The organism is Photorhabdus cinerea, from assembly GCF_011189575.1.
GTDB classification, from domain to species: domain Bacteria; phylum Pseudomonadota; class Gammaproteobacteria; order Enterobacterales; family Enterobacteriaceae; genus Photorhabdus; species Photorhabdus cinerea.
The window spans coordinates 14,839-35,276 of the sequence record NZ_PUJW01000018.1; the positions used below are offsets into that span (position 1 = coordinate 14,839).

The following is a 20,438-nucleotide window of genomic DNA, read 5'->3' on the forward strand; positions in this document are numbered from 1 at the left end:
AAGTCTGGGGAGGTGGTGTTCTTAAGCTCAGTTTGGTGAGCGGAGCTTAATTAACCTGAACTTCGCTTAAGAAGGAAATTAAAGTACCTGAGATACGATCAACGTTTTTGTCAAAGAAAATTCAAGACATCTCAGTCCGCTTGGTTTCTTGCTTAATATTCCTTCAATATAAAAGAAAGTATGCTACCATTCACCAATGAAGAGAAAAAATACACCAACGCCCCATGACTCTGTTTTTAAGCAGTTTTTAAGTCATATTGATACTGCCAGAGACTTTTTGGAGATACATTTGCCGGCGAGATTACGGGCAGTTTGTGATCTGGATACACTGCGGTTGGAATCAGGGTCATTTATTGAAGACAATCTGCGGGCGCATTATTCCGACATTTTGTATTCATTGAAAACGGCGCAGGGTGACGGTTATGTGTATTGCGTCATCGAACATCAGAGCTCTCCAGACAAAATGATGGCGTTCCGATTAATGCGCTACGGTATTTCAGCCATGCAACGGCATCTGGAGCAGGGACATGAAAAATTGCCGCTGGTCATTCCGGTATTGTTCTATCACGGTAAAATACAGCCGTATCCTTGGAGTACCAATTGGCTCGACTGTTTCGATGATCCGGCCCTGGCGGAGGAAATCTATTCCAATAAATTCCCGCTGGTCGATGTGACGGTAATCCCGGATGATGAAATCTTGACGCACAAACGGGTCGCGCTACTGGAAATGGTGCAAAAGCATATCCGCCAGCGAGATATGGCAGAACTGCTGCAAGAGTTGGTTATACTGCTGACGTATGATTACTATACGGATGAGCAGCTAAGAAGCATGCTAAACTACTTATTACAGGTGGGAGATACCGCCGATCCAGAGGGTTTTATTCGGCGACTGGCAGAACAGTCCCCGAAGTATGAGGAGGTACTGATGACAATAGCACAAAGATTGGAACATAAAGCACGTCAAGAAGGACGTCAGGAAGGGCGTCAAGAAGGACGTCAAGAAGGACGTCAAGAAGGACGTCAAGAAGGATGTCAGGAAGCAACGTTAAAAATTGCTCATGCATTGCTGAACAGCGGAATCGACCGTGAAACGGTGATGAAAACCACCGGTCTGAGCCAGAACGAACTGGAGCAAATACGCCACTAACTCGTATTGAGAGTCCTCAATCAGCATTCAACGATCCGTGTTAGAAGAGGATCTTACTGCGACTGGCAGAACAGTCCCCGAGGTATGAGGAGGTACTGATGACAATAGCACAAAGATTGGAACATAAAGCACGTCAAGAAGGACGTCAGGAAGCAACGTTAAAAATTGCTCATGCATTGCTGAACAGCGGAATCGATCGTGAAACGGTGATGAAAATCACCGGACTGAACCAGAGTGAGCTTGAATAAATGTCCGACAAAATTACTGTTGATACATTATCGGCATAAAAATGCTTGAGTTAATGTATGAAACGCATAGAAGTGGCACACTTGCATTCCAAGCGATAAGACCGAGTCTGAATCTACGTGTTTCTGAAATCTCTGTTCTTAAGCAGAACTGAGGTTAATTAAAACAAAGTGCTGAATAAAAAAACCAGCACTTTGTCAATAATCTGAAATTAATACAACAAAATTTTGGATGATCCAGGTTTACAACCCCTATACTGAAACCTTATTTTGAAATTGATCTAAAGTTTAAATCAACCAATTAAATCCCTGAAACGATAGTATCTAAAGCTGCCATGATATCGGAGTGAATACCCGGCATAACACAGACGATATCCGCAGCTTTTAACTTGCTCTTTGCTACCGTTGTCACTGACTTTGTAATATTGTCCGTGAATTATAATCGTCTAATAGGTCATTCTGAATGTCGATAATCAAAGGGTATTGCGCCCTCGATTTAGGGGATTTGTTGCGGTAAACGGCGTACTGAGCTATCAAATAACCCCGTATTCATCATCATCGGTAAATAGCCCTGCACTACGCTCAAATTCATTGAAAGCGTGGATACCGGCTTTGTTTTCAGCTTTCCATTGCTCTCTTCTTTTCTCACGAACAACCTCGGACAACATTTTATCTAGTGTTGCTGATAAGTTGATCCCTAAATCACGGGCTTCATCTACCACCTCAGCGGTCAAATACACATTTGTACTACATTTACCGGATTGTTTTCGTTCTACGGTTGAGACGCATTTTATTTTCATCAGACACCTCATTTATGCGCATAAATTTATAGCAGATAGTGAGCATCTTCAAGGGGTTCTAAGCTGAAACCGCCGGAATTTATGACACCTTACGCGCATAGTGAATATGATTAGCTAATCTATTAAGTATTATTTTGTTATTGCCGACCATTAACCAATATCTGAGAAAAATATAATAATTCAACCTATAAAAAGTCAAAGCAACTCACTTCTTTATAAATAGAAAATATATTGCGATCCTATTGGTGGTTTTTATTCTTTTCCTTACAGATAATACTTAGTAGATTAAGTTACATGTTTGCGTATTAATAAGAGTAGCCATAAAGGTGTATATCCCCGCTAAATTCTGTCGCTCAAGCCTCATAGTTTTAATTTTTACTCTTTATCGATAAAAATAATCTGAAACCAACTACCAAAAAATCAATTTGGTATTAACCTAAAGTTATCAGGAAATAACTTGTTTCTATTATCTTATTTATAAAAGAACGGCTAGTATTAAATTGCAGTAGAAATTCAGCTTAACCCACAAGGGATAGATTTTATGGCATTAGACTCCCGTGTGGGTAAAAGGTAAATCCGATATAACCATCATTAGGAGAATAATATGAATCAAAATAACGATTCCTCACCAAACATGGATACCGAAGGTAATCCTATCAAGCAATATTGGCAACCGGACAGGAATAGTCTCGCTGATAATAGTACTTCTATCGTATCTAATAACGAGTCAACCGCCATGTTATTGCCAAATGGCAGAGTGATCGCTTGGGGAAATGATTTTAGTAGCCAAATACCACCTGACATTGCCCAATTGCAGGATATCGTCAGTATCAGTGCAACAAGTGAAGCTTTTGCGGCTCTGCGGAAAAACCGTAGCGTGGTCACTTGGGGGAACGAGGATAAAGGTGGTCAGGTCCCCCCAGAAATTGCTCAGTTGCAGGATATTGTCAGCTTGAAGGCAACAGATTCTGCTTTTGTGGCCTTACGGGTAAACGGTGGCGTAGTTGCCTGGGGAGATGAGAATTTCGGCGGCCAGGTTCCACCAGAAATTGCCAAATTGCAGGATATTGTTAGCCTAAGTACAACAGGTTCTGCTTTCGCGGCCCTACGGGCGAACAGCAGCGTAGTGGCTTGGGGAGATGAATATTCTGGCGGTCGGATACCGCCTGAAATTGCAGAGCGGCAAGATATTGTCAGCTTGAGTTCAACAATAAACGCATTTGCCGCCCTGCGGGCAAATCGGAGCGTGGTCGCTTGGGGACTTGAGAACTGGGGCGGGCAAGTTTCGCCAGAAATTGCCCAATTGCAGGATGTTGTTAGCCTGAGTGCAACAGATGCCGCTTTCGCAGCCTTACGGTCGAACCGCAGTGTAGTCGCCTGGGGCTTCAAAAATTCGGGCGACCAAGTTCCGCCTGAAATTGCTGACTTACAGGATATTGTCAGTATCAGTGTAACAGGAACTGCATTTGCCGCCCTACGGGAAAATCACAGTGTCGTCGCTTGGGGAAGCAAATATTCGGGTGGCAGTATTCCGCCAGAAATTGCCCAACTACAGGATGTCGTCAGTCTGAGTACAACATATGGTGCTTTCGCGGCCTTACGGGCAAACCGTAGTGTAGTTGTCTGGGGAGGCAATGGTATTTCAGCTCCGCCCGAAATTGCCGCATTGCAGGATATTGTCAGTATCAGTGCAACAGAAACTTCGTTTGCCGCCCTACGAGCGAACGGTAGCGTCGTTGCCTGGGGATATGGCAGTTACCAAGGCAACCAAATTCCATCCGGGATAGCCCGATTACAAGATGTCGTCAGCCTGAGTGCATCAAGGAACTCATTCGCTGTATTGCGGGCTAATGGTCGGAAGGTGGCCTGGGGCTCTGCTTACGATAATAACTTGCATCATGAATATGAAAATTAATTAACCCATTGGGCAAAGGTCTTACGGTACAAACCTCTTGTGGGTAAGGTAAATCCAATATGACCTTATTAGGAAAATAATATGAACCAAAATAACGAGTTCTCACTAAACGGGGATACCCGCAGTAATTCTATAAATCAATACCGGCAATCCGGCATAAATATTAACTCTGATGACAGTATCTTCAGCGTTTCTAACGGGGCCAGCGCCATGTTATTGCCAAATGGCAGAGTGATCGCCTGGGGAGATGAACGTTATGGCGGCCAAATTCCGCCAGAAATTGCCCAATTGCAGGATATAGTCAGTCTAAGTACAACAGGCTATGCTTTCGCGGCTTTGCGGGCAAATCGTAGCGTAGTCGCCTGGGGACTTAAAGATTGGGGCGGCGAGCTCCCGTCAGAAGTTGCTGAATTACAGGATATTGTCAGCTTGAAAGCATCGGTTTGTGCTTTCACAGCCCTGAGGGCAAACCGCAGTGTAGTCGCTTGGGGGGCTTCGGACTATGGCGGGCAAATCCCGCCAGAAGTTGCTGAATTACAGGATATTGTCAGTCTAAGTACAACAGGCTCTGCTTTTGCGGCTTTGCGGGCAAATCGTAGTGTAGTAGTCTGGGGGGACAACTCTTTTGGAGGTGAAATCCCTCCCGAAATTGCCAAATTACGGGATATTGTCTGCCTGGAAGCAACGGGAGCTTCATTTGCAGCCCTGCGGACAAACCGTAGCGTGGTCGGCTGGGGACTTGTAAGCTCGGGTGGTCAAGTTCCGCCAGAAATTGCCAGACTACAAGATATTGTTAGCCTGAGCTCAACAAATGCTGCTTTCACAGCTCTGCGGGCCAACGGTAGTATAGTTAGCTGGGGGAGCAGTTTTTTTGGAGGTGTAATCCCATCCGAAATTGCTGCATTAAAGGATATCGTCAGTCTGAAAGCAGCAATTTATACCTTTGCTGCCCTGAGAGCAGATCGCAGCGTGGTCTCCTGGGGGGAGAGTGCCAGAGTCCCACCCGAAATTGCTGCATTAAAGGATATCGTCAGTCTGAAAGCAGCAAATTATACCTTTGCTGCCCTGAGAGCAGATCGCAGCGTGGTCTCCTGGGGGGCGAGTACCAGAGTCCCACCCGAAATCGCCAAATTGAAGGATATTGTCAGCCTGAGAGCAGGTGCTAATGCTTTCGCGGTCCTTCGGGCCAACGGTAGCGTGGTCGCTTGGGGGCCCCTAAGCTTGAATGTCCAGGTCCCCCCCGGAATAGCCCGACTACGGGATATCGTTAGCCTAAGTTCATCTGGACGTTCATTCTCAGTCCTGCGGGCGAATGGAGAAAGATTAGCTTGGGATGTTGGTAACGATAATACAGTACACAGTGAATATGATGATTAATCCATTGTTATTATAAATCACTAAAAAACCCTAAAACCAAGGCTGAGCTATAATACTTGGGTTCAGCCTATCGTTTATTCCATTTGGAATATTATCTCTCCCGCTCTTGTTATTACCAAAACCACTTTTCAAATAAAAATTAAAAGACAATAACTTTATGAAATAATTTGGAATGTAAATCCTAAAGAAACCAAAATAACCCACTTTTTTATAAAAAGAAAAAATATTAATCCACCCCTGGTGATTTTTATTCTTTGCTTTACAGCTAATCATTACAAGATTATGTTATATATTTAAGTTACATATTTGCGTATTAATAAGGATAGCCATAAAGATATATATTCCCGCTAAATTCTGTCGCTTAAGCCTCATAATTTTTACTCTTTATCGATAAAAATAATCTGAGAATAACTACCGAAAAATCAATTTAGCATTAACCTATAGTTATCAGCCAATAAAATTTTTCTATTATATTATTAATCAAATGTTGGGACTAAACACCTAGTCTGGAAATATCTTTATCAGTCAAGCAGAAAAACAAGCATTAGGGGAAAAAGTAAATAGCTCAGGAATGGAGATTCCATTCCTGATTATGGTGATTTAATTGGGTCTAACTCTCATTTATCTTGATGAGATATATTAGTGCCGCTATCTTGTACATAATCATCAAAAACAATAATAAAACTGTTATGCGAAGCAGAATATGATTTTTCAATACCTTTCTGTATTACTGACAATGTAAAACCATGCGTATCGGATAGATCCCACACCTTTACATCTTCACAATCAATATCTAAATATTCCTCTCTACCCTCATTTCCATATTTATTAACCGAAACTTTAATCGGTTTAGTTGAGAGGTTTTTAACATAAATCATAAATCCTCCACTATATCAATAATGCAGATTTTAATTTAATTCAACAGCATACGAACATAAATTAAGAAAACCAGTGAAATAATAAAAATTTTTTAGACAGATTGTGCCGAATATAAATAATTTATCTGTTCGCCATTATTCTCAACCTTGTCATTATAAATAATTATGTAGCCATCTGATCTAATTGAATACAACCATGTAACATTATCCTTGAATACTACTGACATTAAAAAAACCGCGCTCATCTGATCTACCCCATTGAGCCACCTCTCCTGGATTAATTTCAATATATTCGTCATTACCTTCGTCACTACTCCATTTGCTAATTGCAACTTTAACCACATAATCTGAAATATTTTTGGCATAAATCATATTAAGCTCTCTATGATATCAACGTAGATTTATTTAGACCTAATTTAAAAACACCCTAATATGTACCATAATGAAATATAAGTATAGATGAAAAAAAACCAACAAAACTACTATTTGCGTGACTTCCATCAAAGTTTTATACTTCGAAAAGAAAATATTTAAAATTACATTCATTGGGTTAATAGAAACATTTACTATATAAACTTAGTAACTCAATATTACATTGATGAAAAATAGCGAAACAGCCTGTCACCCCAATTAGCTGGTAAAAGACTTCGGATAGTGACATGTCGTATCAATTAATTAGAGGTATTATATTCGATTTTTTAAGAAAATAATAAAAACCATTTATATTTTTTGGGGATATATTTTAACGCTGTTATTAATTTAGGAATAATTCGTAGTTGTATTTTTCATTCCTTTAGCAATAATACATTATCAATTTAATAGAATAATTAAAAGAAAGCTCTATAGCAGAGCATCTTAATTATTGAATAAAGCCAGATATCCGTATTTTTGGCAGCGGTGAGAAACGAAAAGCCCGCTCCGATATATTATCAATTACGCATTACTATAATGTGCCCGTTCCGGTAACCAGCGTTCAATTAAGGCGCGAGCATGTTCAGGATAGTGCTGGTGGATATGACGAGCAATACGCTGAACTTCCGGCAACATTCCTTGATCTCTCAGCAAATCAGCCACCTTAAATTCGGCATTCCCTGTCTGACGCGTCCCCAGCAGTTCACCGGGACCGCGAATTTCCAGATCTTTCTGTGCGATAACAAACCCATCATTACTGTCCCGGAGCACTTGCAGGCGTATTCTGGCGGTACTGCTCAACGGCGTTTTGTAAAGCAACACGCAATGAGAGGCGATAGCACCACGGCCAACTCGTCCGCGTAATTGATGAAGTTGCGCCAAGCCAAGCCGTTCCGGGTTATCAATGATCATCAAACTGGCATTCGGCACATCCACACCGACTTCGATAACCGTTGTTGCAACCAGAAGTTGTAGCTCTCCACGCTTAAAAGCCTCCATCACTTCCAGCTTTTCGGCGGCTTTCATTCGGCCATGCACCAACCCGACTTTCAGTTCCGGCAAGGCGAGAGTCAATTCTTCACTGGTAACTTGTGCCGCTTGAGCTTCCAGCACATCAGAATCTTCAATCAGCGTACAGACCCAATAGGCTTGTCTGTTTTCATCAAGGCAGGCATTTTTGATCCGTTGGATAATCTCTTCACGACGTGTATCCGGGATCGCAACGGTCGTGACCGGTGTTCTCCCCGGCGGCAGTTCATCAATAATAGAAGTATCAAGATCGGCATAAGCAGTCATTGCTAAAGTTCGGGGGATAGGGGTTGCCGTCATTATCAATTGGTGAGGATGAAAACCCTGTTCGCGCCCCTTTTCCCACAAAGCCAGACGTTGATGCACGCCAAACCGATGTTGCTCATCAATAATCACCAACGCCAGACCGGAAAATTTAACCTGTTCCTGAAACATGGCATGTGTGCCAACAATCATAGCGACCTGCCCGCTGGCAATGGCTTCCTGTTGTTTCTGACGTGCTTTCCCTTTTTGTTTACCCGCCAGCCAGCCGATCTGAATCCCCAAAGGCTCCAGCCATTGTCGGAAGGTATTAGCGTGCTGCTCTGCCAGTAGTTCAGTCGGCGCCATCAGGGCAACTTGTTTACCATGCGTAATAACCCGCAACGCAGCCAATGCGGCAACCAGCGTTTTTCCTGAACCAACATCGCCCTGAATCAGTCGCATCATCGGAACATCTTTTGCCAGATCTTGCTCAATTTCCGCTACAACCCGTTGTTGCGCGTTAGTTGGAGAAAATGGCAGACGGTTGAGGAACTGCTGTTTTAACTTATTTTCAGTCGGCAGCGACTGAGCATGATGGCGTTGTGCGCCCGCTCTAGCTTCTAACATACTTAAATGATGAGCCAGAAGTTCTTCCAGGATCAGGCGGCGGTGAGCCGGGTGTTTGCCGGTTTCCAGATCAGCCAGAACAATATCTGGCGTGGGGCGGTGCAGGGTATGTAATGCTTGTGGCAGGCTGATCATAGAACGGCTTAACTCTTCCGGCAGGAGTTCGTTGATCGCACAGGTATCAAGCAATTGCAGGGTCTGCTCAATCAGCTTACGGAGAGCCGCCTGGCGAACACCTTCCGTCGTCGGATAAATAGGCGTTAATGTTTCTTGAAGACGTACATTTCCAGCATAATTTTGAATCTTATACTCAGGATGGATAATCTCCGCTCCCTGACTACCTCTTTTGATTTCACCGTAAGCAACAACCTGCTTCCCTTTTGCCAGATTGTTTTTCATTGCCGCAGAGAAATTAAAAAAACGCAGTGTAAGTACACCAGTGCCATCACTGATTTGGCAGATCATCATCCGGCGGCGGCCAAAAATAACATTGGTATGGAGGATTTCTCCGGTGACTGTGGCATGGATACCCGGTAAAAGATTATTAATCGTATAAAGGCGGGTCTGGTCTTCATAACGAAGCGGGAAGTGCAATAGCAGATCCTGCAAGTTGATCAGGCCCATTTTTGCCAGTTTAGCTGCCTGACTTGCCCCGACGCCATGCAGGGAAGTTAAAGGGATGGCATCAAGCAGTTGGCCTTTCATGCGATTTCTTCTCTCCATTGCTTGCTTGACAGTTCGTCATGTTTCATTGGTTGCGAACCAGTCTTGCTTATTTTCCATAATAATACAGACCAGGTTAATGTAATCAACGTAATATTTTCCTAATAATTGGTTGAAAATCATGTCAATACACTGCGGGTAAACACCTGTAATCATCAAGGTTATCAACCAAATTTAACAGCATGCTCCTGTAATGATGAAAAAATAATCAAAAAAAGGTGTTTAAATCCTACCTCTCATCTGTATAACCCTCTGTGACCCCGGTGAACAACATACCATTTGGGCAAATTGATGGTGTGTATTTTATTCCCAGGTTCTGTCGGTTGCTGGCTTATGTCTCGAAGTTGGGAACGATTCTGTCAGGGGGAATAATAGCCGGGTTATGCTATCAATATGTTTGGAGAAATAGTCATGGGCCAAAGAAAATATCTGACTCAGTCAGAAATAGAAAGTATGCTGGAAATGGCGAAAGTCGGTGCTAATCCAGAGCGGAACTATTGTCTGGTGTACATGAGTTTTATCCATGGTTTTCGTGTCAGCGAAGCCAGACATTTACGGTTATCTGATATGGAATTGAAAGAGCGATGCCTGTATATCCGGCGGTTAAAAGGAGGATTTTGTACTAACCATCCTCTGTTGCTCCGTGAGGTTCGGGCGATTAAGGCATGGCTTAAAGTGCGCAAAACTTTCTTGGGGGCAGATAGTGATTGGTTGTTCTTGTCACGCTCTGGGAAGCCACTTACACGTCAGCGGATTTACCAGATTATTAGTCGATTAGGGCAATTGGCGAATATTGCTGTCGTTCCGCATCCGCATATGTTGCGTCATGCCTGTGGTTTTGCCCTTGCAGACCGGGGAGTGGATACCCGACTGATACAAGATTATCTTGGACATAAAAACATTCGTCACACTGTGCGTTATACAGCGAGTAATGCTGAACGTTTTCAAGGAGTTTGGGGCGTGAAAGGCAAACGTTAATCACTACAATTAGGACCATTTTGACAATCAAGATACACCCACCGCGAAACTATACTGAAGATTTTCTAATAAAGAAAGATACAGAATTGTATATCTTTGTAAAGCATTATGTATTCTAACACAGCTATATCAAAATAACCTAATTTTTCCCTGAATCCCCCCAAAATACCTCATTTCCCAGGCTCCTTTCTTGAAATTGTTGATTTCACTTTTCAGATTCAACAATAAAATATTCTTAAATTTTGCAAGTAGTCATTGGATTGTTTTGTTTGTGGCGAATTTTTGAACATAAGTTTCAGGGTGTATCTTGATTGTCAAAATGGTCCTAATTGACAATTTTATGTACAGCTAAGTGTTACTGATAATCAGCAAATGGTATGTAAAGTTAAGTCTGATTTTTGTTCTATAGTTAAGCGAGATTAATGAAATGAAAAAGATATTAAAGATAAGCGTCGTGGCGGCGTTGGTTTTGGGGGTAGTTTCGGCTGCCAATGCGGCGGATAACGCAGTTGTTACAGTTACTGGCATGATTTTGGCTGCAACATGTGATGTTACTAACCCTGGTTCAAATGGGTCGGTGGATACGGGAAACCATAGAATAGACGAGTTTGCAAAGCCGGGTGATGATAAATTTCCAAGCATAGCAATTGCGAAATATATACCAAAAAGTGAAAGGCATTTCACTATCCGTCTTGCTAACTGTGATGCAAATAATACAGATGCAAGTAAAGTTAAGTTGTATGTGACGGGTAATACGTTGGAAAAAGCAGATTATCTCTTTAATGCAGTTAAAGAGAAAAAGTCAGGTATAGCATTAAGTTATCTACAAGATAATAAATCAGAGTTTGTTAAAAATGGCACCCTAATTCCTATGAATGTTTCTACTGATAAATCTAATGTAGCTGATATCAAGAATAGCTATAAGGATTTTACTGTATATATAGCATCATATGACGATTCCCCTGAAAACCAGAGTATTAACGCTCCTATCACCTTCTCCTATGCGTATAACTAATGCTTATGTTGTTTCAGCCTGAGGGATGCTTCCTCAGGCTCCTTCGATGAAGAATCTTAGATGATTGATGGTGCCTTTTATTAGGCAACTACTGGTTGGTTGAGCCAAGATATGAGAAACAAAAGATGATCAGTAAACACCGACTTCCTAACATCATAGTAAAAAGTCTTGTATTTGCCGCGTTTTTGTTCGCGTCACAGAGTCAGGCTGAAGGCGGATTTGGCATCAATGCTACACGTATTATTTTTCCACAGGATAAAGCTGGAGCAACGGTATCGGTGCGCAATACAACAACCAATATCCCTTATCTGGTGACAACTAAAATCACTCGCACTGTTGATGGCAAGGGTAAAACACCGTTTTTCGTCTCACCGCCTTTATTTCGTCTCGATCCTAAAGGGACTAATGCCCTGCGCATCTTAGGTGATACCAGCAAATTGCCAACCGACCGGGAGAGTGTCTTTTATTTTAATGCTTCCGCTATTCCCAGTAGTAATCCTCTGGGCCAGCGCTCTGAAAGCGCTAAGATTTCGGGTGGGCTGGTCTATGCCATCGGCAATACCATCAAACTATTTTATCGGCCAACGGGGTTAGTGGGTACGCCAGAGCAGGCATACAAAGCGCTGCGCTTTACCCATGCTGCCGGGGGCATTCAAGTCAGTAATAATTCGCCTTATCACATCAGCTTTACGCAGATCAAAGTTGATGGGGTGCCAGTGAAGTTTTCTGATAGTCATCCGCAAATGCTGGCGCCTTTCAGTACCCATGTTTATCCCGCTCAGAATAATCAGAATAAAAAGAAAGTGGAATGGGCGGTGATCGACGATCTCGGTGGAGGAGATAACTTCGATGGCACAATCCAATAAAACCGGTATCTCAATGGTTCTGTATGTACGCAGGTACCTGAGTTACATCGGCATGGCGGGGGTTTTGTGGCTTTTTTCTGCTCCTTTGTGGGCGGAGAATTCTGTCAGTGCCAAGTTTAAGGCCACAATTACCCAAGGGACCTGTGATATCTCTGTGAGCGACAGCAATATCGAACTCGGTACTGTGCAATTTAAAGACGTAGTATCAGGCAAAATCAACAAGGAAGCCTATCTGACGCTGAAAAATTGCACTGCTGTGGTCAATAAAGACAGTATTACTCCCACAATCACCGTTACCGGCGATCACGTTGATACGGATGAAACGCTGTTTCGTAATCGTGATAAACAAAGCCCGGCAATGGGCGTTACTGTGCAATTGAAGACACTCAATGGCGGGGAGTGGTCCTCGGATTTGAAGAACGGAGTCCCATTTCACTTGGCTAATAAAGGCACAATCATAAATGACCACGCCCCTTCTGTTTCTGTGCCGGTCAAGTTTTCACTGATGTGTGCTCCAGTCGTCGGTGAATCGGCAGCTGATTGCAAAAAGACAGGCAAAATCAGCGCAACGATGACATTCACGTTTGATTATCGCTGATGTTATCGGCATTGCAGTGCGATATCCGTTAACAGAAGAGTCATAGAATTAATTTGAGGCAAGTACGATGTTTGGGACAGTGACAGGACAAGAAAAAAATAGGCTGAATGACCCGTTGGCCTGTCTGACCAAGGGCAGATATGCGGTAATGCGCTGCTTTTGCTGTTCTATATTGGTTCTATTGTTTCTGGCGGGCAGTGGGGCGGCTGAGGGGCATTACCCCAGAAGCACGAGTGGAGTGGATGTGGAGTTTTATGCTGGGATTATTCCAGAACCTTGTGATATGGAGATAAGCAGCGGAGGTACGCTGGATTTCGGTTCGTTGTCGGCAGCGAGCTTTGCAAAGCCAGGGGATATATTAAGCCCTCATAAGCTTCAATTGAAGTTGACTAATTGTGGCTATCCGAATGCCAATACTCTCAGTAGTCCCGAGATATCTGTGGAAGGTACTACTATCAACAACGGACGCATCATGTTCCGTGATTCTGATGGCCCTGATAGTTCTGAGGGATTTGGATTTGTTCTCATGTATTCAGTGTCGGATGATGGAGGCGACGAGATTGATTGGGGTGACTTAATATCCACTGGAAGGGGTACATCGCTAGACGATCTTGGTATTGAAATTGAAGACCAGCAGGCGGAAGTTCCTATAGTGGTAGCGATCGCTAGGGAGCGGCAGGGTGATGGTGTTATTCGACCTGGTCAATTACATGCGAGTGTCACTTTTACATTTACCTATCGGTGAGGGCGGTTTATCACGGAGGATACAAAGTGGGAAACGAGTGATAAGGGGAGTTGGATGAAAATGAATAATAAAAAACTTATGAACAGTTGTTTAATAGGCTATCGCAATCGGACAAAGTATTTGTTACTCGTCATGATAATGGTCGGGTTGAGTGTCAATCTGGTTTTGCCGGTGCAAGCTCAAACTCAACCTCACGACACAACTGCTCATTTTTCATTGGACGGTTTTCTGTTGCCCCCGACTTGTGTGCTGTCAGTGAATGGCATGTCCGGTGGCAAATATTCTATAAACTACGAAAAACCTTACAGGGCCAGTCAGTTCAAGGATGGTGTATCTCTGGAAGAAACGAGAAAAACGTTAAAATTCACTCTGTCGGGTTGTAATCAGGCACCTCTCAAAGGGGACGGCACTCAAATTAGAAAGCAACCGACTCTGTTCGTATGGGGTAATAAGGACACTGATAGTAACAATCTTTACCTTTTCTGGATGCCAGGTTCTACCGCTAAGTGGGTGGGAATTTTGCTGAGCAAAGAGGGGGGAGTTAACCAGGGACCAGTCAAGGTGAAGTCTGTCGAGGACCCGGTACGCTTCGATTTTGAACCTAACCTTGATAAGGACGATGGTCAATCCATGACATTTTCGGTGGTTATGGCCGGTGATAAAGAACATAGAGTGATCGGAGGAGAACTCCTTGTCTCTATACATTTTGAGTTTGAGTATTCGTGATAACTAAGTTCAGGTACGCCTGATAAATGTTGCCAGAAGTGAAGTGGAAGGTATGAATATAAAAACGGTGAATATAAAAGCGTGGATAATGGGATTATTGGGGCTATGGGCAATGATGGCGTTACCGGCTCATGCCGGTCTGATGCTAGGACAGACACGGCTGGTTTATCATCAAAGTGACAAAGTACAAAGTATCTCGTTGCAGAATTCGGGTGATGGCGCGTATCTGATACAAGCGGCAGTGACCTCATGGGATGATACCAAGACTCGGTCATCGGCGTTTACTGTGCTGCCCCCCTTATTTCGTATAGAAGGTAACAGTGCGAATGTGATGCGCGTTATCCGTACCGGTGGTGATTTCCCGGCTGATCGTGAGTCACTGTTTCGTCTTCGCATCAATGCGATTCCTGCGGGGGTAGTTCCCCGTGAGTCTGATGGGCAACAGGATAAGGTTGATGCATCCTTGTCTATCTCGCTAGGTATGAACATTAAATTTATTTACCGGCCAGATAATCTACCGATGACACCGAAACAGGCGTATTCCCGGCTGACGTTTACGCGAACCAGCAATGCCGTCGTGGTGGTTAATCCGACGCCGTATTACCAAACGTTTTCTTGGCTGAACTTGGCTGGTGAAAGCATAAACCTGAATAAAGCGCCATCCATGTTAGCGCCTTTTGGTCAGGTGACTTATTCCCTGACCGGCTTGGCAGGTAAAGCGGCTGATAAGGTGACGTGGGCGATGATGACCGATTTCGGGGGAGAAAGTAAGCCGCAGAACGGTGTATTGCAGAGCCACTAAGCAATGTTTTGGACTGAGTAATATTTTTGGGATGAAGAAATACTGCATGGCATTAATGGGATACTTCAATGAAACAGATATATACAGCTGTGTTGTGTACTTTGTTAATGATCTTGCCTGTATCGCGACTGAAAGCAGAGCCGCAGGGGATGTTTATCGATGAGCCGCGTGTGATCTACCTTGGGTCATCCAGCAACGGTGCTATGTCGACTTTCAGTAATAACAGTGACGACAACTACCTTATTCAGTCAATGGTACGGGAAATGGACCCAAAGAGCGGTTTACCGACAGCGGTTAATGCGCCGTTTATCGTGATTCCTCCTCTGGGCAAGGTGAATGCGCACAGTAGTCAAGTACTGAAAATCCTTCGCACTGGTGGGGACTTTCCAAAAGATCGTGAGTCGGTGTTCTTTCTAAATGTGCGCCTGTTGCCTTCCGAGAAGGAAAATTCTGTGCCAAATAACCTTGTCCAGATGAAAGTGGTCATGACTCTGGCAGTGAAGTTGTTCTATCGCCCGAAAGGATTACCAAAAGAGGGGGTTGCTGGAGCAGTGAAGCAGTTACAGGTATCGGTCAAGGAAGATACTGTGACTCTAACGAATCCGTCGCCGTTCTGGGTAACGTTGCAGACTTTGAAGGTGAATTCGTTTGCTGTGCCTGTTGGGAGTTTGTTCAGTATGGTGCCGCCATTGAGTCAGCAGAGCTGGTCACTGCCATCGGGTAAAACACTACCGGGCAGTCATGTCACAGTATTGTGGCGAGCTATCGATGAATTTGGTTTAAATACCGATGAAGAGAGCCGGTCCGTTGTTGTCTCTGGCAGCCACTAGCTAATAGTGAGTGGCGTTGCAGATATCAACAGAAGATATGTGAGCAATGGACCTATCATTAAATAATAGAGATGGCAATTAAGAATGAAAGTATTAATTCCGGCAATAAGCTGTCGTTCAGAACGTCCGTCTATTTGTCGTATAAATCCGGGCATTTCCACCGCTATATCCTTGTCAAAATGCGGAATAGGATTGTGCCTTTCTCCGGTTTTTTGCCGGATGATGCTGGTATTACTGGCGGGTTGGCATACTCAGGTAACAGCGCGTGACTATTTTGATCCTTCTTTATTGGAGTTTGGCCAAAGTTCAGGGCAAACGGTGGATTTATCACAGTTTGAAACTGCTGGTGGTCAGGCACCGGGAACTTACCGAGTTGACATCTACATTAATGGTACTTTCTTTGATTCACGTGATGTTACGTTCCAGCATAATGGTGCTGGTAGTAACGAGCTGGTTCCCGTACTTACCCCAGATTTATTGGAGGCTGCGGGTGTCAATGTGAGTAGTATACCGGCATTAAAAGCATTACCGGCGGATAAGCCAATGGGTAGTCCATTAAGCAAATTCATTCCTCAGGCCACGGCTCATCTGGATTTTTCTCAGATGAAGTTGGGCTTGAGTGTTCCCCAGATAGCGATGAAACCTTTGGAGAATGGTCTGGTTGATCCAAAGTTGTGGCAAGAGGGGATTCCGGCTTTTTTATTGAATTACAATATTAATGGCAATCGGAACCGACGCTCACAATCTGGCAATAAACAGACGAGTCAGAGTCTGTTCGGTAGCTTTAATTCTGGGTTGAATTTGGGGGCCTGGCGTCTTCGTAATACTGCCACCTATTCTTATAGTGCTCAGACTTATAATTGGTATGACTCATTTAATGGTCCAGTGAAGAAAACGACTCAATCCCAGCAAAGTTGGAATTTCTTACAAACCTATTTGCAGCGTGATGTAGTGATGTTACGCAGTGATCTGACGATAGGGGATACCTCGACTGGCAACGTGGCGGGTCAGGTATTTGATGGTTTTCCTTATCGGGGTATTGGGCTTGCTACCAGTGACTCAATGATGCCTGGCAGGCAGAGTGGTTTTGCACCGATTATCAGCGGGATAGCTAAATCCAATGCGCAGATTACGGTGACGCAGAATGGAAGCGTGATTTACCAAACCAACGTCGCGCCAGGCCCATTTCGTATCACAGATCTGGTCAGTAGCAGTACTGCGGGCGACTTACAGGTAACGATAACCGAGGCGGATGGTACCCACCATGGGTTCAGTCAAGCCTATTCTAGTTTGCCCATGATGCTGCGGCAGGGGCAATTTAAGTACGAAGTGGCAGCCGGACGCTATCGTGCGGGGGGATACAACAATCGTAAGCCGGTGTTTGGCATGGCCTCGATGATTTACGGTTTGCCTGGCAACGTCACATTATACGGTGGGGGTTTGGTGGCGCAATCGTACCAGTCTGCGGCGCTGGGGGCTGGGTTTTCCCTTGGTATGATGGGGGCGTTATCTGCGGATGTCACGACGGCTCGAACTCGGTTGCAAAATGCGACTAACTTCCTGCGCGGGGAGTCTTACCGTGCTAAATATTCGAAAAGTATGCTGACCACTGGCACGACAGTGGATTTAACCGCGTACCGCTATTCCACCCGTAATTATCTGAGTTTCTCGGATGCGAATATCCAAGGCTACAGTGTTTGGGGAGAACTTCCCTATTGGATGTCTGAACGGCGGCGTAGTAGTTGGCAAACGAGACTAAGCCAGTCATTGCCCGGTAATTATTCCTTGTGGCTCAGTGGTCGGCGGGATAACTACTGGGGCAGCTCTAAAACCAATACCACTCTGTCGATGGGGTTGAATGGTTCTTTCTACCGTGTGGGTTGGGGGCTTAATTACAGCATTGATCGCATGCGAGGTAATGGTGATTGGCCTGAGAACCGGCAAATTTCGTTGAACGTGAATGTTCCTCTGAGCTTATTTGGCTCCTATGCGGCCCTGAATAATGCGTATGCTAATTATAATTTTTTCCGTGATAGTTCCGGGCGTAGCAATAGCCAGCTAGGGTTAGGTGGCTCCGTATTGGATGACAATAGTCTGTCCTGGAGCGTATCACAAAGCCAAGCTAATCAAGGGCAAGGAAACAGTGGTTCCGTGTCGATGGGATACAATGGCGCTTTCGGGCAGGCGAACTTGGGATACAACTACGATTCACAGGGGGGGCGTAGTGTGAACTATGGGTTTAACGGAGGATTGATTGCTCATCAGCATGGTGTCACCTTGGCATCGCGTATTGGCGATGCTGCTGTGTTAGTGCGAACAGCGGGGGTTGAAGGTGTGCGTGTGATGAACTCCAGCTCGGTTACTACTGATCGCTGGGGGTATGCGGTTATGCCATATGCTAGGACGTACAGCCGTAACAGTATCAGCTTAGACCCGTCATCGCTGCCTGAAGGGGCGAATATGGAGCAAGGCAGCAAGAACGTATTCCCGACGAAAGGGGCTGTTGTGATAGTGGATTACCCCGTACGTATTGGGCAGCAATTGCTGATGAATCTCACCTATCACGGTAAACCTGTACCGTTTGGGGCAATGGCGGGGCTGAAAGGGGAGGCAGATACAAATCTGGCGGCGATAGTGGGAGATGGTGGGCAAGTGTACCTGAGTGGTATGCCGTCTAAGGGGGTACTGAAAGTGAAGTGGAGTAATACACCGGATAGCCAGTGCGAGGTGGCATTTGACCTGGGAGCACCTCCGGTAAAGAAGAAAGGCGATAAGAGTTGGAGTCCAATGAGGCAACTGAACGAAACCTGCCGTTAAAAAGGGATGCTGTATGGTGACAATCTGCACGGGCAATCCAATGCAGAAAACCAAAAGAAGAGGAATCCCTGAGAGGTGGATGTATTTCGGCTGAGACGGGGTGATGGCAACGAATGAGAAGTTCTAACAGGACAATTGGGGAGTAATCCTTGGTTGGGTATCGCATGAATATGAATAAAATGTTTATTAACAGGATAATGCAGGCTGTTGGTCGGATGGTAGCTTATCGTTGCCAGTGGCAGTGGCCGACATGGGCAGGCGTGATATGCCTATCTGTGGGTATCTTTTCTTCCTCCTCGGTACTTGCTACACAAGTAGAATACTGGAATGCGGCGGCAGTCAGTGATGCGCTTGGGCCTAGGCAAGCAGTGCCGTGGAATCGCTCTGTCATCACCTATCCAGCATCGGGGAAAGCAAACTTAGGCGCAAATATTGTGTTTCCCAATGTGTCATCAATGTTGTGGCAAGGAGATGACCCCAAAATAACGATGGAGAACGCTAAGTTTCGGCTCGTATCTAAGGGGAAAATCTTTGACGCTTTGCAAGTTAGCTCGGGTACATACAACTGTAAAATTAAAGCTAGCTTTAAGGATAATCGTCCGGGAACAGCGGAAAAGCGTTTTTCGCTGGATATGATGAATAATTCAGGTCTTAATCAAACTGAATACGAATCTCTTGAAGTAAACAATGGCGATACCAAGGTTGATGAAGATGTAAAAAATGCGGCATTGCAAGATTTCAAATTCGATGTTTCTTGTAGTGGGGACAACTTTTCATGGCAGCGACATCCCGATCAGAAGATCAAATTCGACACGAGTCCTAATGGTGATCTTGTAGGATTTCAGGTTAAGACCTCAAGTGAGAACGATTTTGTGGTTTGGCAACGACCACTAGGTAGTCTCCCTGAGATCAAAGACCCTACAGTAATATTGCAGCCCCCAGAGTGTTTTATTCCGGTTTTTACTGGCAGGAGATTTAGCTTTGGTGAGGTTCAGCCAATAGACGAACCCCCGGGAAGCGGTCAGTTCAACCCCGTCAAACTCAAGGACATGAACTTTATTATGCGAGTTTCCTGCATTGTCACCGAAGGAGAAAATACAGGTGGCACTGTAATTGTGGTGGCATCTTCTAATCATATAATGCCAGGTACTCAGAATCAAATGTTGCGGGTGATGCATAATGCAGAGGCTGATAGTAAAGAGATTGATAATGAAGCGTTGGGGGTAAAGCTTGAGCTGTCTAGCGTAGAAGTCCAAGGACCTTCTAAGAGTGGTCCGGTTAGTTTCAGTGCTGATCCTGATCCTAAATTTAGTTGTATGGGGAATGTTGTTGTGGGTAAAGGTAATACAACTCAGTCAATGAATAAGCAAATAACATTTGCCGACGGTAGTAATAGTACAGATGCAGGAACTGGTGGTTTTGTGTGCCTTCAAGTAGAGAGCCCTACACCATCTACACCACCTACACAACAGACTACGAAGTTTAACTTCAATGTCACTGGAAGCCTCTGGCAACTCCAGAGATTGAAGCTTTCGGATTATGGTTATTTCCAGACGAATTTGGACATGACGTTGGTAAGGCCATAGCGCCTGCGGAGAGCGTTATTTTTACACAAATCATTAAATATGGTGGGCGGATTAGCCTATAGGTATTTCATTTCAGATAA

At 44.4% G+C, this 20,438-nt stretch carries 19 protein-coding genes; 14 read left to right on the forward strand and 5 right to left on the reverse strand.

The annotated features are described in order from the left end of the window. Positions 1 to 196 precede the first annotated feature (196 nt). Together C5469_RS16465 and C5469_RS16470 are read left to right on the forward strand one after the other, a co-directional pair. Positions 197 to 1,147: an Rpn family recombination-promoting nuclease/putative transposase gene (locus C5469_RS16465; RefSeq protein ID WP_166308959.1), complete on the forward strand. Its 951-nt coding sequence runs from the start codon at positions 197 to 199 to the stop codon at positions 1,145 to 1,147. Between the two features lie 98 nt (positions 1,148 to 1,245). Further along, positions 1,246 to 1,395 (forward strand): hypothetical protein, encoded by a 150-nt coding sequence (locus tag C5469_RS16470; protein ID WP_021326377.1) that lies wholly within the window; start codon positions 1,246 to 1,248, stop codon positions 1,393 to 1,395. Positions 1,396 to 1,800: 405 nt separating this feature from the next. Here the strand turns inward: C5469_RS16470 and C5469_RS24530 are convergent, their stop codons facing one another. Together C5469_RS24530 and C5469_RS16480 are read right to left on the reverse strand one after the other, a co-directional pair. Continuing rightward, entirely contained in the window at positions 1,801 to 1,929 is a 129-nt protein-coding gene (locus C5469_RS24530; RefSeq protein ID WP_166308962.1) for a CcdB family protein, read from the reverse strand. Beyond that, positions 1,926 to 2,192 (reverse strand): type II toxin-antitoxin system CcdA family antitoxin, encoded by a 267-nt coding sequence (locus tag C5469_RS16480; RefSeq protein ID WP_166308964.1) that lies wholly within the window; start codon positions 2,190 to 2,192, stop codon positions 1,926 to 1,928. Before C5469_RS16480 ends, C5469_RS24530 begins: the two co-directional genes overlap by 4 nt. A gap of 604 nt (positions 2,193 to 2,796) precedes the next feature. On the opposite strand from C5469_RS16480, the gene C5469_RS16485 reads away from it, so the two are divergent. Together C5469_RS16485 and C5469_RS16490 are read left to right on the forward strand one after the other, a co-directional pair. Next, positions 2,797 to 4,107 carry an RCC1 domain-containing protein gene (locus tag C5469_RS16485; RefSeq protein ID WP_166308967.1) on the forward strand — a complete coding sequence of 437 codons (1,311 nt, stop codon included), beginning with the start codon at positions 2,797 to 2,799 and terminating at the stop codon, positions 4,105 to 4,107. Between the two features lie 81 nt (positions 4,108 to 4,188). After that, positions 4,189 to 5,484 carry an RCC1 domain-containing protein gene (locus tag C5469_RS16490; RefSeq protein WP_166308970.1) on the forward strand — a complete coding sequence of 432 codons (1,296 nt, stop codon included), beginning with the start codon at positions 4,189 to 4,191 and terminating at the stop codon, positions 5,482 to 5,484. A 617-nt stretch (positions 5,485 to 6,101) separates the two neighbouring features. Here the strand turns inward: C5469_RS16490 and C5469_RS16495 are convergent. From C5469_RS16495 to recG, 3 genes are all read right to left on the reverse strand, one after another. Next, entirely contained in the window at positions 6,102 to 6,362 is a 261-nt protein-coding gene (locus C5469_RS16495) for a hypothetical protein (RefSeq protein WP_166308972.1), read from the reverse strand. A 204-nt stretch (positions 6,363 to 6,566) separates the two neighbouring features. Then, positions 6,567 to 6,734 (reverse strand): hypothetical protein, encoded by a 168-nt coding sequence (locus C5469_RS23700; protein WP_242689501.1) that lies wholly within the window; start codon positions 6,732 to 6,734, stop codon positions 6,567 to 6,569. A gap of 561 nt (positions 6,735 to 7,295) precedes the next feature. Beyond that, positions 7,296 to 9,377 (reverse strand): ATP-dependent DNA helicase RecG, encoded by a 2,082-nt coding sequence (recG, locus tag C5469_RS16505; RefSeq protein ID WP_166308975.1) that lies wholly within the window; start codon positions 9,375 to 9,377, stop codon positions 7,296 to 7,298. A 429-nt stretch (positions 9,378 to 9,806) separates the two neighbouring features. Between recG and C5469_RS16510 the strand changes: the two genes are divergently transcribed. From C5469_RS16510 to C5469_RS16555, 10 genes are all read left to right on the forward strand, one after another. After that, positions 9,807 to 10,373, forward strand: coding sequence for a tyrosine-type DNA invertase (locus C5469_RS16510; RefSeq protein WP_021326372.1), 567 nt, complete (start codon positions 9,807 to 9,809; stop codon positions 10,371 to 10,373). Between the two features lie 427 nt (positions 10,374 to 10,800). Beyond that, positions 10,801 to 11,388 carry a fimbrial protein gene (locus C5469_RS16515; protein WP_166308978.1) on the forward strand — a complete coding sequence of 196 codons (588 nt, stop codon included), beginning with the start codon at positions 10,801 to 10,803 and terminating at the stop codon, positions 11,386 to 11,388. A gap of 125 nt (positions 11,389 to 11,513) precedes the next feature. Next, positions 11,514 to 12,254, forward strand: coding sequence for a fimbrial biogenesis chaperone (locus C5469_RS16520; RefSeq protein WP_166308981.1), 741 nt, complete (start codon positions 11,514 to 11,516; stop codon positions 12,252 to 12,254). After that, the gene (locus C5469_RS16525) at positions 12,238 to 12,852 is read left to right on the forward strand and encodes a fimbrial protein (protein ID WP_242689502.1); all 615 of its coding nucleotides are present in this window, start codon (positions 12,238 to 12,240) and stop codon (positions 12,850 to 12,852) included. Before C5469_RS16520 ends, C5469_RS16525 begins: the two co-directional genes overlap by 17 nt. A gap of 67 nt (positions 12,853 to 12,919) precedes the next feature. Next, a complete protein-coding gene (locus C5469_RS16530; protein WP_166308984.1) occupies positions 12,920 to 13,597 on the forward strand; it encodes a fimbrial protein in 678 nt (225 codons plus the stop codon). Between the two features lie 54 nt (positions 13,598 to 13,651). Continuing rightward, complete coding sequence (locus tag C5469_RS16535; protein ID WP_023044536.1) at positions 13,652 to 14,323, forward strand: hypothetical protein; 672 nt, start codon at positions 13,652 to 13,654, stop codon at positions 14,321 to 14,323. A gap of 52 nt (positions 14,324 to 14,375) precedes the next feature. After that, positions 14,376 to 15,125 (forward strand): fimbrial biogenesis chaperone, encoded by a 750-nt coding sequence (locus C5469_RS16540; protein WP_235184673.1) that lies wholly within the window; start codon positions 14,376 to 14,378, stop codon positions 15,123 to 15,125. A 68-nt stretch (positions 15,126 to 15,193) separates the two neighbouring features. Continuing rightward, complete coding sequence (locus C5469_RS16545; protein WP_023044534.1) at positions 15,194 to 15,955, forward strand: fimbrial biogenesis chaperone; 762 nt, start codon at positions 15,194 to 15,196, stop codon at positions 15,953 to 15,955. 84 nt (positions 15,956 to 16,039) lie between these two features. Next, positions 16,040 to 18,772, forward strand: a complete 2,733-nt coding sequence (locus C5469_RS16550) for a fimbria/pilus outer membrane usher protein (RefSeq protein ID WP_081704201.1) — start codon at positions 16,040 to 16,042, stop codon at positions 18,770 to 18,772. A gap of 164 nt (positions 18,773 to 18,936) precedes the next feature. Next, entirely contained in the window at positions 18,937 to 20,358 is a 1,422-nt protein-coding gene (locus tag C5469_RS16555; RefSeq protein ID WP_166308987.1) for a hypothetical protein, read from the forward strand. Positions 20,359 to 20,438 lie beyond the last annotated feature (80 nt).